This window comes from Vibrio jasicida 090810c, assembly GCF_002887615.1.
In the GTDB taxonomy this organism is placed as follows: Bacteria; Pseudomonadota; Gammaproteobacteria; order Enterobacterales; family Vibrionaceae; genus Vibrio; species Vibrio jasicida.
Genome location: NZ_CP025792.1, coordinates 214725 through 229463, shown reverse-complemented (window position 1 = coordinate 229463; position 14739 = coordinate 214725). Strand labels below are relative to the sequence as shown.

Annotated in this window: 15 protein-coding genes and 1 pseudogene; 8 read left to right on the top strand and 8 right to left on the bottom strand. The window is 43.0% G+C overall.

Features of this window, described 5'->3' with window-relative positions; translation table 11 throughout:
* The first annotated feature begins 421 nt into the window (after positions 1-421).
* The 5 genes from C1S73_RS01395 (at position 422) to C1S73_RS01375 (ending at position 6200) form a co-directional block, all read left to right on the top strand.
* Positions 422-1171 carry a winged helix-turn-helix domain-containing protein gene (locus tag C1S73_RS01395; protein ID WP_038872473.1) on the top strand — a complete coding sequence of 250 codons (750 nt, stop codon included), beginning with the start codon at positions 422-424 and terminating at the stop codon, positions 1169-1171.
* Complete coding sequence (locus C1S73_RS01390) at positions 1168-1629, top strand: hypothetical protein (protein WP_038872374.1); 462 nt, start codon at positions 1168-1170, stop codon at positions 1627-1629. The genes C1S73_RS01395 and C1S73_RS01390 overlap by 4 nt, the downstream gene beginning before the upstream one ends.
* Before the next feature lie 498 nt (positions 1630-2127).
* A complete protein-coding gene (locus C1S73_RS01385) occupies positions 2128-3600 on the top strand; it encodes an aerolysin family beta-barrel pore-forming toxin (protein ID WP_038872373.1) in 1473 nt (490 codons plus the stop codon).
* A gap of 177 nt (positions 3601-3777) precedes the next feature.
* Positions 3778-4446 carry a ParA family protein gene (locus C1S73_RS01380; RefSeq protein ID WP_038872371.1) on the top strand — a complete coding sequence of 223 codons (669 nt, stop codon included), beginning with the start codon at positions 3778-3780 and terminating at the stop codon, positions 4444-4446.
* 284 nt (positions 4447-4730) lie between these two features.
* Positions 4731-6200, top strand: coding sequence for an aerolysin family beta-barrel pore-forming toxin (locus C1S73_RS01375; protein WP_038872369.1), 1470 nt, complete (start codon positions 4731-4733; stop codon positions 6198-6200).
* Positions 6201-6269: 69 nt separating this feature from the next.
* Here C1S73_RS01375 and C1S73_RS01370 read toward each other — a convergent pair whose 3' ends face one another.
* Together C1S73_RS01370 and C1S73_RS01365 are read right to left on the bottom strand one after the other, a co-directional pair.
* Positions 6270-6836, bottom strand: coding sequence for a hypothetical protein (locus C1S73_RS01370; RefSeq protein WP_038872368.1), 567 nt, complete (start codon positions 6834-6836; stop codon positions 6270-6272).
* A complete protein-coding gene (locus C1S73_RS01365; RefSeq protein WP_038872365.1) occupies positions 6836-7471 on the bottom strand; it encodes a LysE family translocator in 636 nt (211 codons plus the stop codon). The genes C1S73_RS01370 and C1S73_RS01365 overlap by 1 nt, the downstream gene beginning before the upstream one ends.
* Before the next feature lie 365 nt (positions 7472-7836).
* Here C1S73_RS01365 and C1S73_RS01360 point away from each other — a divergent pair, with 365 nt between their 5' ends.
* Positions 7837-9315, top strand: coding sequence for a carboxypeptidase M32 (locus tag C1S73_RS01360; RefSeq protein WP_038872362.1), 1479 nt, complete (start codon positions 7837-7839; stop codon positions 9313-9315).
* 92 nt (positions 9316-9407) lie between these two features.
* Here C1S73_RS01360 and C1S73_RS01355 read toward each other — a convergent pair whose 3' ends face one another.
* Complete coding sequence (locus tag C1S73_RS01355) at positions 9408-9707, bottom strand: DUF3861 domain-containing protein (RefSeq protein ID WP_020197642.1); 300 nt, start codon at positions 9705-9707, stop codon at positions 9408-9410.
* A gap of 20 nt (positions 9708-9727) precedes the next feature.
* Complete coding sequence (locus tag C1S73_RS01350; RefSeq protein ID WP_038872358.1) at positions 9728-10222, bottom strand: DUF2798 domain-containing protein; 495 nt, start codon at positions 10220-10222, stop codon at positions 9728-9730.
* Between the two features lie 96 nt (positions 10223-10318).
* Here C1S73_RS01350 and C1S73_RS01345 point away from each other — a divergent pair, with 96 nt between their 5' ends.
* Entirely contained in the window at positions 10319-10753 is a 435-nt protein-coding gene (locus C1S73_RS01345) for a MarR family winged helix-turn-helix transcriptional regulator (RefSeq protein ID WP_038872355.1), read from the top strand.
* 69 nt (positions 10754-10822) lie between these two features.
* Here C1S73_RS01345 and thpR read toward each other — a convergent pair whose 3' ends face one another.
* The 4 genes and pseudogenes from thpR to C1S73_RS01325 form a co-directional block, all read right to left on the bottom strand.
* The gene (gene thpR / locus C1S73_RS01340) at positions 10823-11344 is read right to left on the bottom strand and encodes an RNA 2',3'-cyclic phosphodiesterase (protein ID WP_038872351.1); all 522 of its coding nucleotides are present in this window, start codon (positions 11342-11344) and stop codon (positions 10823-10825) included.
* A 10-nt stretch (positions 11345-11354) separates the two neighbouring features.
* Positions 11355-11486, bottom strand: a pseudogene (locus tag C1S73_RS28070) (glutathione transferase); the annotation flags it as partial.
* An 81-nt stretch (positions 11487-11567) separates the two neighbouring features.
* A complete protein-coding gene (locus tag C1S73_RS01330; protein ID WP_038872348.1) occupies positions 11568-12515 on the bottom strand; it encodes an LpxL/LpxP family Kdo(2)-lipid IV(A) lauroyl/palmitoleoyl acyltransferase in 948 nt (315 codons plus the stop codon).
* A 248-nt stretch (positions 12516-12763) separates the two neighbouring features.
* Positions 12764-13705 (bottom strand): LysR family transcriptional regulator, encoded by a 942-nt coding sequence (locus C1S73_RS01325; protein WP_038872346.1) that lies wholly within the window; start codon positions 13703-13705, stop codon positions 12764-12766.
* A gap of 257 nt (positions 13706-13962) precedes the next feature.
* On the opposite strand from C1S73_RS01325, the gene C1S73_RS01320 reads away from it, so the two are divergent.
* Positions 13963-14592, top strand: coding sequence for a LysE family translocator (locus C1S73_RS01320; protein ID WP_038872344.1), 630 nt, complete (start codon positions 13963-13965; stop codon positions 14590-14592).
* Positions 14593-14739: the final 147 nt, after the last annotated feature.

Below are 14739 nucleotides of genomic sequence, written 5' to 3'. Positions count from 1 at the left end.
TCAGCGGGCTTTTTTATATACCCCTTCCTCGTTATTCTTTTCATTCTATTTAACTCTTCACTTTTTATTTTCCACTCGGCTAATAATTCCCACCAAGTTATCATATAATTAAACTTATAATGACATGTGTGACAATATTAAATTAAATGTCATCATCAATGTTATTTAGTAACTCCTAAACCATATTATTGCTGTGTGATTATTTTGGCTCTTTCATTGAAGCTATATCACTAAATGAAAGATTAACATGGTACAAAGTTGATGTTTTACTATGATTATGGTTTCTTCTATCAATAGGTAGCTAACTATTAAAACCATAAAAATAAAAGTGACCTAATTTTAATCTTTATTCATATAACAGAGATGAGTGGTTCCTTTCTACTCGTCTCTTTCGCTTTATAATAAAAACAAAAATAATCATATGATCTTATATAACCCTATAAAAAACACGCTTTCTAATGGTGATATTACGATAAAAATTGGGTATCGCGAGTCACAGATTCTCACGTTATTGCTCGACCAATCCCCCGAAGTCGTTAAGAAACAGGATATCGTACAATATGCGTGGGGAAACGAATATATCGGTGAAACGTCATTAGCAAAAAGTATCAGTGTTCTCAGACAAGGCTTTGTTAAAGTGGGAGTGAGAGAATCACCAATTGTTACTGTCCCGAAAATTGGGTATCGATTAGTCAAAGGTGTACTGCTCAACGAATGCTTAATCGCAGTCACTCCCTCCGTTAAAACAACTGAAGCTATACGGGAAGACACGCCAACGTTCACTCCCACTATCAAACATGAATCGAACTACAAAAGCCTAGCGTGTTACATCTTGTCTCTTGGCATTTTGTTTGCTGCGAGCTTGGTTGGGGCGAGTAAGTTTCACAGTAAGTACAATCATCCACAGCGTAACAACGCGCTGAAGGAGCATTCTGTCGGGATGCTCGAGGTCTACACCGATCCTAATACGCAGTTATCGGTTCGCCTTGGAAAATTGCTGACGAAACATCAGTGCGTTTGTGTCGTTTACATTGAAGAAAATGACCAGTTCTCCGAGATGTCTTGGTTAAACAAACAAACACGAAAATCGATCAATGTGTTCTATACCCAAACGCAGTTTGAGCAAGCTTCAGAGACAATCGCTCAATTCATTGCAGAGGAAAACCGATGAAACCGTTTATCGCTATTGCCCTTTCATGTTTGGTCTTTCTTGGCGCTTGGAGTCTACCTTGCTATCACGATATGGAAGATAGACGCTATCACCATAGCGTGGTTGATATTCTCCCTCATGAGCATACCGTGCGGATTGATGGCTTAACGCGGGTAAACCATCGTATCATCACTCATATTGTATCGCTGCAAGATGAATCGATGTCGAACCCAATCATTCTTAGCTTTAAAGGCAAATCAAGACCCTATTCCGATTCGAGTCTTTCTGTCTCTGGTAAAATGAATCTACTCTCCGTACAAGAAATCCGCCCTGCTTTGAACGATTCATTTCTTTCACCCTATCTAGTATTAAACGATGATCCTATCTATTTTGATATAGAAGTTCTATTACAAAATGAGGTGTTCTCTCTTATTAGAGATAAACAGACTGGACGAACAAAGCTTCTCGCTAAGCGGTAATAGATAATTTAATAAGTACACTTCATTGATAATATTTCGATACAAAGCACTCAACTATTGGCTTTTTAAATTCATTTTTCCTAATACAGTTTTTCTGAAATTACCATTTACTAATACTCTAATTGAACTTTCTACTGATTTCATTGTTTAACCCCAACGCTTTAATTAGTCTTACCTGATATAAATCATAAACTCAATTACGTTAAAAACGTATAAATCCAAATTTAGTTATCCTTTCGTTTATTTCACTTAATCATGAGTAATTATTCTAATTTCAAAATGGTTGGAGCAATCCATTTTCCATTTCATGAAAATATAAACGCAATCGATGTCATCGACTGAGAAATGACAAATGAAACAACATAACCAGCTGATTGTATGGGTAATAATATTTCAACTATTTTCAGTACTATCAATCTTATCAGCATGGAACAGTAAGCCTGTCCGCTAAATCGCGGCTCATAACACAAATAAAAATACAGTTATAAGGGAACGTTCATGCGAAACATCAACATTAGCTTATTGTCCGCCGCTATCCTTTCTACCTTCGCAAGTGGTGCATATGCAAAGATCTACCCCGACCAAATCGTACTAGACCAGCTGGGTGAGGACGTATGTCGCAGCGGTTATCGTCCACTCGACCGATATGAGGCAGAAGAACAAAAAAGTGCCTTACTATCACGTATGGGTCAATGGCAAATTACCGGACTTAAAGGGGATTGGGTGATCATGGGCCCGGGTTACAGCGGAAGAATCAAACAAGATTTACCGAATGGCAAAACCTTCTGTTACCCAGATGAAGCGCAATCTGAAATCCCCAAATACGCGGCACGCGCCGTACCTGAAGGCGGTGAAATCGACGTCCAATACGATTTAGTGACCGACCGTAGCAACTTCGTTCGTCCCTTAAGTTACCTCGCTCATTACCTCGGCTATGCATGGGTTGGTGGCAATAACAGTCAGTTCGTGGGTGAAGACATGAAAGTCGACCGCGTTGGTGATAGCTGGGTCATCCAAGGTAATAACAATGGGTCTTGTAGTGGCTACCGCTGTGGAGAGAAGTCCAGAATCACGGTCAATAACTTTACTTACACACTGAATGACAAAGACTTTTGGCATGGAGAGGTCATTGAATCCGAACGAGAATTGGTGAAAACAATTTCTGCAACAGCTCGAAACTACAGCAACACGCCACAGCAGATCGTTGTCGACCTTAAATTAGATGAATCAACTAACTGGTCGAAAACCAATAGCTATGGGTTCGCTCAACAGGTTAAAACAGAAAATGAATTTAAGTGGCCACTGGTTGGCAATACCAAACTGAGTATTACTTTTGAAGCGAATCAAAGCTTCTCAAATTCCAATGGCGCATCCACCAGCGAGCAAGTCACATTACAAGCTCGCCCAATGGTACCCGCGAATTCCGAATTGCCTGTGCGTGTCGAGCTTTATCGTTCCACTATCTCCTACCCTTACCGATTCAATGCAGACATCAGCTACGACGTAAACTTTAACGGCTTTTTACGCTGGAGTGGTAATGCATGGCACTCTCATCCAGACAACCGCCCTTATCGTAGCCATACCTTTACGATGGGACGCGGCAGCGAAAAATCTTCGGATATCCGCTACCAATGGGATCATCGTTACATCCCAGGTGAAGTGAAATGGTGGGATTGGAGCTGGGCCATTCGTGAAGCCGGACTGAGTAGCATGCAGTATGCAACTGGAGCAAGTTTACGTCCGTTCTATTCTTACGTGTCTGGTGATTTTTACGCAGAGTCACAATACGCAGGAACAATCGAAATCGGTAAAGCAACACCGCTTGGCCTTCAAGCGCGTTCAGCAAATGATGTATCTCAAAATAACACCCAACGTGTTGGAGATATTGAAGTCACGAGCAACTTTGATTCTGATGAGCTAAGTGCTCTTGGGTTCAGCAGCGCCGAGATGACGATCCACGCGGCAGAATAACACACAAAAACAACAATAAAGATCGCTAACACTTTGCCCGCGACTCCCCATCGCGGGCTTTTTTAATCAAACGAGCACGAGAATAAGCATCGGCAGAGTATCGATTTATAGAATGCCAACCAATTTAACTAACCATTCAGACATAATGCCTAAGTTTTTCAAATTGGGGATAACCGTTTGCTGTCGCAAGTAAAACCACGCCAAACCAGTATTGCTTATTCAAAAGCTAAAAAAATCATTGTCTTAAATTTAAAGGGTGGTGTTGGTAAATCAACCTTTTCTGCCAGCTTGGCAAGCAAACTCATCCATAACGGACATACGGTAGAGCTGGTCGATTTTGACAAACAACAATCTACTAACAGTTGGGCGAATAGCATTGAGGCACTGCCAAACCAAAGCTATAACCCTTCTCTGCGCAGCCTGTCTAACATCGCAGTGACGTTGAAAGTCAGCACCAACACTGATTACGTTGTGATAGATTCCCCTGCAAACTTTTCAGAAAGCGACTTAGTGCGCTATTTGCGTTACGTGGACTACATCGTGATCCCCATGCAGCCATCGCCTATCGATTTGCATGCGTCATTGCCGTTCATCAATACCCTTATCGAGAAACACGCCTTTAAGTCTCGTCAGATTAAGATTGGCTTTGTCATCAATCGTTGTGTCCATCAAGATGAGCGGATCGATCGTGTGATGCGGCTATTACGCTTTTTCCGTCAGTTTAAAACGCTCGGTATCATGAGTGAATCCCACGTCTATCAGCAACCTTTTATGGACAAACAACTCGTGGATGCCAAATGCGTTGACCCAAAATTGTGGGACAACGTCATTAAGTGGTTGAACTAGTGATTCGAACCTCCAAGCGCAAATGAAACTAACGTTGAGCAATCATAACGGATTGTTCAACACTAACTTAACCTCACACCTTTAAGCTTTTCTTTTAAAGCACTCAAAACCTCATAAGAATAATACTTTCATCACCTCAAGAGATTGATAAATAACAGAATTATTTTTCAACTATTTTCAGTGTTTTTTGACTTGTTTTATATGAAAGAGTACGCCCGCTTTTGGGCAATACGAGCCTAAAAGCTAACTAGAACTCAATCATTAAAATAAAGGACACTGTATTTATGCTGCACGTCAGTACGCCACTATCGATTACGCTTGCGCTTTCCTTCTTATCCACTTTTGCTCAAGCCAAAATCTATTCAGATCAGCTTGTTATCGACGAATTGGAAAATCATCAATGTAGATCCGACTATCGTCAGCTTACCTACCAAGAAGCACAAGAGCATAAAACAGCCATTCTATCGCGCATGCAAACCTGGGACATTGTGGGCCTCGAAAGCGGCTGGGCGATCATGGGCTCAGGCTACCATGGCCAGATCAAACCAGAACAATCGAGCCATAAAACTTGGTGTTACCCTATTCACCCAAATACAGAATTGCCCAAGCACCTTGGTATATCTATTGCGGAAGGGAGTAAGGCTGAAATTGAGTATGAACTCGTCTCCAATCAAGAGCTTTTTATTCGACCAGTGAGTTATTTGGCGCATACGCTTGGCTACGCATGGTTAAGTGGTAACGGGGGCAATTTTGTTGGCGAAGACATGGTTGTCAATCAAGTACATGATGGCTGGGAAATACAAGGAAACAACGCGGGCTCATGCAACGGTGAACGATGCTCAGAAAAAACGAAAATCACCGCCAGCGACTTTGCTTACCAGCTCAACCCTCATTACTTTTCACATGGCAACATCACTGAATCTACGGAAGATTCAACACACACAATTACAGCCTATGCGATCAACACTCTCGATCAAGCCAAACAAATCCACATTCAGTTTGATGTAGAGCAAACCGCAACTTGGTCTAAAACCGATAACTCCGCTTTTGCACAATCTGTTCATATCAGCTCCCCATTTCAATGGCCTACCATTGGAACCACATCACCTTGGTTTATTGTCAAAGGGAATCAGGCATTCTCCGACTTAACCTCTGGCACCAGTACTCTTCCTGCAACCAGAGAGGCAAACCTCACTGTGCCTGCACGCTCAATTCTCCCCATTCGTATTGAGCTCTCACATTCTAGAATCTCTTATCCGTTTCGTTTTCGAGCTGACATCAGCTATCGAGTCAATTTCGATGGGTTCTTACGTTACAGTGGTAATGCTTGGCATGCTCATCCAAAAGATAGACCGACAATCTCGCATACTTTCACGCTTGGTCGCGCCAGTGAACTCAAAGAAAACATCCGCTATCAATGGGATCATCGCTACATTCCGGGAGAAACGAAATGGTGGGACTGGAGTTGGGCGATTCACAATCACGGCTTACCCCTAATGCAGTATGCGGCTGGCGCAACACTTCAGCCATACTATTCTCATGTTTCCGGGCTCTTTGACGCCGAATCACAGCAGATAGGAATGATAGATGTAGGTCGTGAGTTGGCCGTAGATACGCCTTTAAATTGGGATAAAAACGCACACGTTCAACACCTTCAAATTGGTGATATCAGCGTTGTAACAGATTTTGATTCAAGCGTCTTAGACCGACTCGGCTTCCGCGCCGCTCACTTGTTGGTTCAACCCATAAACTGACCTACAACTAAAAAAAGAGACAAGCGGATGACTTGTCTCTTTCAGTATCAAACGTCAACTCTAAATGAATTAATCACGAAGCCATTGATGTTCCTGACTATCGCCCTGTTTATTGAAAAAAGTAGAATGCTGTTGCTTGAACTGGTCGGCTTTTATCTCTGAAATCGGCCATAGGCGGAAGTCTTCTCGAATGAAATGGTCATCAATCCCAAATTCTAGAGATTTCAACTTCGGACCGACAAATCGATAAATATAACCTTCACCCGACGCTTCACACAGCATAGGCACATGAGACATCGGTTGACCATTAACCGAAACAGACGCCCATTTGCTGGATTCAGGGTCGCAAGCGTCTTCATTCACAACATCGATTTCAAATTTGTTGTCTAAGGTCGTCCCTACAAAAACAGCGGTCGCGTCTTGCAAGTAAACTCTCCTAAGCAATAACTGCTTTGTGTCTTGTGTGCGTGTGGTTTGAATTCCATTGGAAAATGGTAAGAAATACTCCCAATGCCAATCCCACTCCATTCCTTTCTCAACAAAGTGCAATTGGGGAATAGTTTTCCACGCCACGAACGCTCCGACAGCAAATAGGAAAACAACAAAACTAATAATCAGTCGAATCAATACGCGCATTATGCTGGTTTTTCTACAAGTAGCTTAATCCCAAGGGCAACTAGTACAGCACCCGTTGCTCCTTCCATCCATTTCATAAAGCTGGCATTTTTTAATAAACTTTTCGCAGAATTGAGCGCACCTGCCAAACCACATTGCCAAACCATCGCGATCATAAAGTGAATAGAAGCCATGATCATAGATTGTAGTAATGGCGATCCTTCTGGATTTACAAATTGAGGTAGAAACGAAAGATAGAATACGGCGGTTTTCGGGTTTAACACGTTAGAAAGAAAACCTTCACGAAAAGAACGTTTACCACTGTAATCTTGGTGCGCTTGCTCAGAAACCGAGATTCCTTTATTCGATTTCATCAATGCACGTAAACTGCTCAACCCCAGCCATATTAGATAAGCAGCGCCCACCATTTTAACCATCTGAAACAGCTCTGCCGACTGCGCCAAAACGGCAGAAATACCGACTGCAGAGAAAAACGCATGCACAAACAAACCAAAACAAATCCCCAAACTTGTCGTGCAACCGTCTTTAAGCCCTGCTCGAGTGGTATTGCGGATCACCAAAGCAGTATCCAATCCGGGTGTCAGCGTCAAAATAGTGATGGCAATCAGGAATGCCTCAAAATTCAAAATATCCATATTTTTTTAATAAGTGATTAAGTATCACACATCAATACCGTCAAACCGTTTAATGCGCAAGCAACTTTTGTGATCTAAGTCGTTGAAAGTCACAGAGTGTCGATATCAAGGTCCATTAAAATGCATTGCGTATCATTGCCAACAATTCACATCGTTAACCTTCTCTCGGTTATCTATACAAGTACCTGAATTTGTGCACAATAGACCTGCATTATTTGTTAATAAATAGTAAATTAGACACACTTCTCTATCGACATTACCTTGATGCTGCATTTTGCTCTGTATCGGTGTCGAGAGATTCGAACATCACGTTCAAGGACCCCATTTGGGGCGTTTAAGGAAAGAACATAACAAAGAGTAGTCACATGAGCGCATTTCAAAAACTCGTCGAACATTCAAAAAAAGTCTCTAACTTTGGTCATTTATCTGCAATCGTAGGATGGGATCAGGCAGCCGTAATGCCATCAGGCGGTGCGGAAGCTCGCTCTAATGCGATGGCTGAACTAGAGGTTCATATTCACTCTCTTTTGACTCAACCTCATCTAGGTGATCTGTTTGCTCAAGCAGAAGAAGAGTCATTATCAGCACAAGACCAGTCGGTACTTCGTGAAATGAAACGCGATTGGCAGCAAGCGAACCTGCTACCTGAATCTTTGGTTCAAGCACAATCGCTAGCTGGCTCAAAATGTGAGCACGCTTGGCGTACCCAACGTGGCAATGACGACTGGGCTGGCTTCGAAAAGAACTGGGCTGAAGTGGTTAAGCTGTCGCAAGAAGAAGCACAAATTCGCGCAGAAGCTACTGGTACATCACCTTACGATGCGATGTTGGAATTGTACGAGCCAGGCACAACATCAGCATCTTTAGACGTGCTATTTGCAGACGTAAAGACGTGGTTGCCATCAATGATTGATGAAGCCATCGAAAAGCAAAAAGCGAGCAACATTCTGCTTCCAAACGGTCACTACCCAGCTGAGAAACAAAAAGCCTTGGGTCTGGAAGTCATGAAGCTGCTTCAATTCGACTTCGAACATGGTCGTCTTGATGAAAGTGTTCACCCATTCTGCGGTGGTGTGCCAACAGATGTTCGCATTACCACCCGCTACGATGAAACAGAGTTCGTGCAATCTTTGATGGGTATTGTGCATGAAACAGGTCACGCGCGTTACGAACAAGGTTTACCTAAATCGCTAGCAGGCACCACGGCTGGTGAAGCTCGTTCAATGGGTATTCATGAATCTCAATCGCTGTTCTTCGAGATGCAAGTGGGTCGCAGTCAAGCGTTCGTAGAGCACTTAGCACGTCTGGCCTCTAACCACTTTGAAGGCCCTGAGTTTGCACAAGACAACTTGTCAAAAATCTACACGCATGTAGACAAAGGTTTCATCCGTGTCGATGCTGATGAACTGACATACCCTGCTCACGTTATCTTACGTTACGAGATTGAACGCGATCTAATGAACGGTGTGATCAAGCATACAGACGTTCCAGAACTGTGGAACGAGAAGATGAAAGAGTACTTGGGTCTATCGACAGAAGGTAACTTCAAGAATGGTTGTATGCAAGACATCCACTGGACAGATGGTGCCTTCGGTTACTTCCCGTCATACACATTAGGTGCGATGTACGCAGCACAGTTTATGGCGGCAATGCAGCAAACCGTAGATGTAGATGGCGCAATTCTATCTGGCGACCTGTCGCCGATCTTTACTTGGTTATCTGACAATATCTGGAGCAAAGGCAGCCTGTTCTCGACCGATGATTTGGTGACTCAGGCAACGGGTGAAGTGTTAAACGCGAAACACTTTAAAGCGCACTTAGAAAGCCGTTACTTAAGTAAGTAACTCACGCCAAGTAACTAAACTAAAAAAGGCTGGTTTGATACCAGCCTTTTTATTTGCGCTAGAGTCTACTCAAAGCGCCCAGAAGCTTATCATTAAGCTAGATTACGTTTCACCGTACTCTTCATATTTTGCATGAAGTTTCTGAAGTGCGGCATGAAATCAGCGAATAACGGATGCTTGCGATCTTTCATCATCACAGGACCAAGCAGACGAAGTGCAACACCAACGCGTGTCGCATCTGCAGGTTCTAATCCGCTGCCCTGACCGATCTTATCTACGATATTCAACATGTCTTCGCGATCTTGGACTTCAAAGCTCAAGCTTTTTGCTTCACGGCCTTCTTCTACGTTTACTTCTTCAATAGTAATGCGGTAGTGGTTGTCTTTTCTCATCTCATTTCTCCAATCAATATTCACTCGCTTTTTAGAAAGCGTTCAATCTTTGGTTTGATGGTCATGGATGTAATGGTCATCAACACCATTGCTACAGGTAACGCAGCGAAAAGTCCTTTTAACCAAGCAGATCCAAATACGGATACGTCCTCAAACCCTATGTTGTTAGCAGCGGTGATAAACGCCATAACGGATTCCATAATCAGCGCCATAAAGACACCAACGACAAGGTTTTTCTGCTTTTCACTGGCTCGGCTAAATAACTTGCCAACCAGTTTGGTCATTAGCGTCATCATCACCATACCCGTTGGCACAAGGACGACAATCGCCATTAAGAATGAGTGCAGCCAATCGCTGAAGAAAGAATCGGAATAGCCTACGTTCATGTAAGTCATTACGCCTGTCAGTGTCCCTCCCATTAGTGTCATCATCCCTAATACAACAGCAATTTTATGAATCAGTGGCGTCTTCGCCGGTTGTGTCAGTTCATTCGACATGGTCAAGGATTCTGTCATTCAATTCTCGCTCTTGAAGTTACTCTCAATTAAGTTGATAATGTCAACTATAGTTATTTAGTTGACAATGTCAACCACTTTTGTTTGGAGTGTTACATGTCGAATCCAAAATCGCTGGATAATCTGTTCCATCTTGTGCACGTCTTAAAGCGTCAACTGCACGAGCAAATTGAGCAACTAGAACTCCCTATCGCGCCTATGCATGTGCGGGTGATAAAAATCATTAGCAAACAGTCACCATGTACTGCAATGGATGTGGTGAACTTCTTAAACCGAGATAAAGCACAAGTCACACGCTTAATTAAGACATTGATTGAAGAAGGCTTTATTGAGAAGAGACCGAATCCAGAAGATAAACGCAGCCAGTGTTTGTTGACCACCGAGAAAGGCAATGAAGTGTTATCGAAGATCAAAGCCGTCGATGCTGAGATCTTTCAAAAGATGACGTTAAATGTGTCCGAGGAAGAGCTAGAAGCGTTCCAACTTGTCGCTGGGAAACTGGCTGAAAACCTGTCGAAAAAGCCAAGCTAAAAAATGGTAATCATTTAGAAATCAGTTCAGCTATTATGGATTATTGGCTGAACTGAGGTATAGAAAGCACTAGCAAACCACCTCTTCTAGCGCGTGATAAACGAGTTTTCCATTAACTGTTTTGCTTTCCATTAGAGCGATAGAATAAATGGGAAGTAGTAAAGGTGATATCTCGACAGCATAAAGTGACGCTTGTTGATCGACATGGCGAGCAAGTGTGATGTGAGGAACATAGTCACGCGACTCCGTCACAAAGCCATGCAGTTCTATTGCCTCTATGAGTTCGTTTTGCAATGTTGTAACCGCTAAATTATCTTTAATCCCCAACCACGCCAGTTGTCTGCCACTTTGGCGAAATGAACCTAGATGATCGACGGTAATCTGCTCACAACGACTGCGAAGTTGATGAAAAATATCAATAAGACGCTGCGTTTCTTCTTCTGTCGATTCACCGATAAAGGCCAACGTGATATGAAAATTATCTTCGCAAGTATAGCGCCCTGCTATACCTTGTTGTTGAAGCCTATCTTGGATTTGCTTGAGCAGTGACTTACTGCGTTGATCAAACGTCAGTGCGAAAAATAATCTCATCTAAACGCTCCTACAACCACTCTAAATCTTCATAAGACTGATACTTTATGCTCTCTAATCGCGAGTGCAAATCACCACTGTGGATTTCTAATTTATGTCCATCTGGAGCTAAGAGATAAAGCGAATCCCCTTCACTCTTGTGTGTCATTATTGTTGCAAACAACCAAGCAGAAATGAATCGACAGATAAAAGAAAGCCCAGAGCGAACGTCTGGGCTATTGAACTACATTGCAGGAGCTAACTGAGGCTTATACAAACAGCACTCGCCGCTCGGTCTGGTTTTAAAGCGTCTGTGCAACCACATATATTGGCTTGGACTCGCTAAAATAGATTTCTCTACAATCTTGTTTACAAAGGCGGCAGCTTGGTCTGGATCGTTTTTCGGGAATCCTTCAACCGGAGCACTAATGGTTAACGTGTAGTGCCCGTTGTCACCTCGCACCATAGTAAATGGCACAATGGCACAGTCTGTTGCGTCAACCAACAAACTTGTACCCGTTGTGGTGCAAGCACGCTTAACCGCAAACAAAGGCGCAAACGTTGAACGACGCGTCCCGTAGTCATGATCCGGCGCATACCAAACACGTTCGCCAGTATTCAGCGCATTCAGCATAGCTTTCACATTTTTACGATCAATCAACGTTCGGTTGGAACGCGAACGGCCTTGATATTGAAAATAGTCAAAACAGGGATTGTTATTTGGACGGTAAACGCCCATACCTGATTTTTTAATGCCAAACGCTCTTGCTCCTAACTCTAGGTTCATAGAATGAACGGCAAGCATTAAAGCACCTTTGCCCTGTTTTTCTAGAGCTTCGATGTGTTCCATCCCCTTGATCGTCACGTGTTTGTTGACACGTTTATCAGACCAAAACCAAGCCATTGCGGTTTCAAATAGCGCAATACCCGCGTTGTCGATATTGTCTTTTAAAATTGCTTCACGCTCTTGAGCACTCATGTCGGGAAAACACAGCTCTAAATTACGTTTGATCGTGACTTGACGCTTTTTCATCAGTCGCATAGCAATACGACCAATTCCGCTTCCTAACGATAGCTGTACACGAAAGGGAAGAAGGCTAAGAAGATACATGATCCCTATGATGATCAATGTACCCCAATAGCGAGGAGCCAGAAATTCTGCCTTGAATTTTGGTGTATTTTGCTTATTCATGAATGTGTCATCAGACGAAACTCGCCTATAAAATCCTTAAAAACAACGATAAATGAAAGTAACTTTTATCATTGAGTGTGCTTATTATAGAAACTAAAGCGCGCGGATTTTATGGTTGTTCGACACAGGACACAATAAGAACTTTCTGATCTTGCGGTCGTCCGTAGCAAGTTAGACAAAAAAGAGGTGATTTCGCTCGAATCGCAACAAAAACACCGCACATAATGCTTACAACGTGCGGCATATGGCTAACTGACTTTTAATACCGAAGCATCCAATATCCCCTTCTCAACCAAATCTGTAAGGATGACTTTAGTTTTTTCTCTGAACAGATCGCGTAGCAATCTCACTGTTGGCGTAATTGACTGACGGCTCGGACAAATCAACCACAGTTCTGTCGGAGTGGGTTTATATGCACTCATGACATTGACGACATTTCCGGTAAGCAAGTCTTGCGACATATCCAAACAAGACTTTATCGCTAAGCCCTTCCCAGAAACACACCAACGCCTAACGAGATCGCCATCATTGGAAGCGCGATTACCTTTGAGTTTAATTTTGTGCTCGTTATGGCCATCATTAAATCCCCATACGTCCTGCAATGTATCGTGCAGTTGGTACAGCAAACCATTGTGTTCGATTAAGTCTCGCGGAGTCTTTGGTGCGCCGTGCTCTACAAGGTATTCAGGGGTTGCGCACAATAGCCTAGGCACATTGCAAATTTTAAAGCCGTACATGTTGGAGTCTGTTGGTGCTCCATAGCGCAGCGCCATGTCTACCGAGTCTCGGTAAAAGTCCACGTTACTGTCGCTGATGTTGCTTCTCAACGTGACCTTTGGATAGCTATCCATAAATTCATCGAGCCAAGGTGTAACTAAATTTCGCCCTAAATCGGAAGAGAGCGCGATTCGAACTTCTCCATCGATAATATCCAGATCTTCACGCATATTCTGTTTCGCGTGTTCTAACATTTCTAGCGCTTTTTCACACTGAGGAAGGTAACGCTCACCCGCACTGGATAAACGCAAATGACGTGTAGTTCGAACAAATAATTCTACCCCTAAGGAGGCTTCAACTCTCTTCACCGCCGCGCTGGCAGTTGCCGTTCTCATGTCTAACGCCGTCGCGGCTCCTGTGATGCTACGAAACTCTGCAACTTTGAGCACGACTTGAAGATCTTCAAGCAACATATTATCTAATCCTATTTGATAATCTTCGAAAAATTATGCGGTTTGAGCTAGGTTATTATGCTGCATCCGAACAGGAAGGAAAGAGGAAAAATAAAACCATATAAATTTACGCCAGCCAGCACACAATCACGATCGTTCTTCAAATCTGTGAAAAACACTGGCTTTCGTAATAAGCGCCATTTGTTTTTCCCTGCACGCAAGTGTACAGTCTCGCCTATCTTAGGTGATGCCAATCTTTTGCTTTAATTGGAATAATAATGAATCTCGACACCTTGCTCGCTTTTGGCGGTATTGTTTTCTTCCTTGCTGTCATTCCCGGTCCCAATGCTTTGCTGATTTTATTTACTGCACTCACGCAAAGCCGCCGTTTCGCGATCGCCAATATCCTCGGTGTTGCGCTTGGTTTTTTAATCCATGCGTTTGTTTCCGCAAAAGGATTGAGCTTGCTGCTCTCTCAGTCTGCACTTGCATTCAACATTCTAAAATGGATGGGCGTAGCGTATTTGATTTGGCTTGGTATCAATAACCTCAAAAGTGGCTTTAAGCTCGCAGACAAAAAATTGAGATTCGACCGTAAGATTGAAAAGCACACCTTGAAGCAAGCATTCGTTAAAGGCCTTCTGACAAATTTACTCAACCCGAAAATCGTCCTTTTTTACTTGTCTATCTTTCCGCAATTTGTCAAACCAGAACATATTCTAGAGCAGAGCATGATGCTAGGTGCGTTACAGGCAAGCATTGTGGCAGGCTGGTTCTTGTTTGTGATTTTCTTCGCGACAAAAGTAAAGGCGACACTGACCTCTCCTAAAACCAGTAAATGGCTTAATTACGTCAGCGGCGGTTTGTTTATTTTCTTCGGAATTGGTTTGGCCAATACCCGCTTCTAAGTAATCTAATCAAACACAACACTCGCTTTAGGGCGTGTTTGTGTTTGCTCGCTTCTAACCGAAGAACGCCGCTAACAGCAAGATAACCACAAACAACAAAGCCATTAACCCTAATAAATAGGACAGTTTTCCCGTGCCGCCTTTCGG

Excerpts from the sequence above, each read along its gene's own strand:
- C1S73_RS01395 (WP_038872473.1), top strand. The coding sequence starts at position 422 with ATGATCTTATATAACCCTATAAAAAACACGCTTTCTAATGGTGATATT.
- C1S73_RS01390 (WP_038872374.1), top strand. The coding sequence starts at position 1,168 with ATGAAACCGTTTATCGCTATTGCCCTTTCATGTTTGGTCTTTCTTGGC.
- C1S73_RS01385 (WP_038872373.1), top strand. The coding sequence starts at position 2,128 with ATGCGAAACATCAACATTAGCTTATTGTCCGCCGCTATCCTTTCTACC.
- C1S73_RS01375 (WP_038872369.1), top strand. The coding sequence starts at position 4,731 with ATGCTGCACGTCAGTACGCCACTATCGATTACGCTTGCGCTTTCCTTC.
- C1S73_RS01370 (WP_038872368.1), bottom strand. The coding sequence starts at position 6,836 with ATGCGCGTATTGATTCGACTGATTATTAGTTTTGTTGTTTTCCTATTT.
- C1S73_RS01365 (WP_038872365.1), bottom strand. The coding sequence starts at position 7,471 with ATGGATATTTTGAATTTTGAGGCATTCCTGATTGCCATCACTATTTTG.
- C1S73_RS01360 (WP_038872362.1), top strand. The coding sequence starts at position 7,837 with ATGAGCGCATTTCAAAAACTCGTCGAACATTCAAAAAAAGTCTCTAAC.
- C1S73_RS01355 (WP_020197642.1), bottom strand. The coding sequence starts at position 9,707 with ATGAGAAAAGACAACCACTACCGCATTACTATTGAAGAAGTAAACGTA.
- C1S73_RS01350 (WP_038872358.1), bottom strand. The coding sequence starts at position 10,222 with ATGACAGAATCCTTGACCATGTCGAATGAACTGACACAACCGGCGAAG.
- C1S73_RS01345 (WP_038872355.1), top strand. The coding sequence starts at position 10,319 with ATGTCGAATCCAAAATCGCTGGATAATCTGTTCCATCTTGTGCACGTC.
- thpR (WP_038872351.1), bottom strand. The coding sequence starts at position 11,344 with ATGAGATTATTTTTCGCACTGACGTTTGATCAACGCAGTAAGTCACTG.
- C1S73_RS01330 (WP_038872348.1), bottom strand. The coding sequence starts at position 12,515 with ATGAATAAGCAAAATACACCAAAATTCAAGGCAGAATTTCTGGCTCCT.
- C1S73_RS01325 (WP_038872346.1), bottom strand. The coding sequence starts at position 13,705 with ATGTTGCTTGAAGATCTTCAAGTCGTGCTCAAAGTTGCAGAGTTTCGT.
- C1S73_RS01320 (WP_038872344.1), top strand. The coding sequence starts at position 13,963 with ATGAATCTCGACACCTTGCTCGCTTTTGGCGGTATTGTTTTCTTCCTT.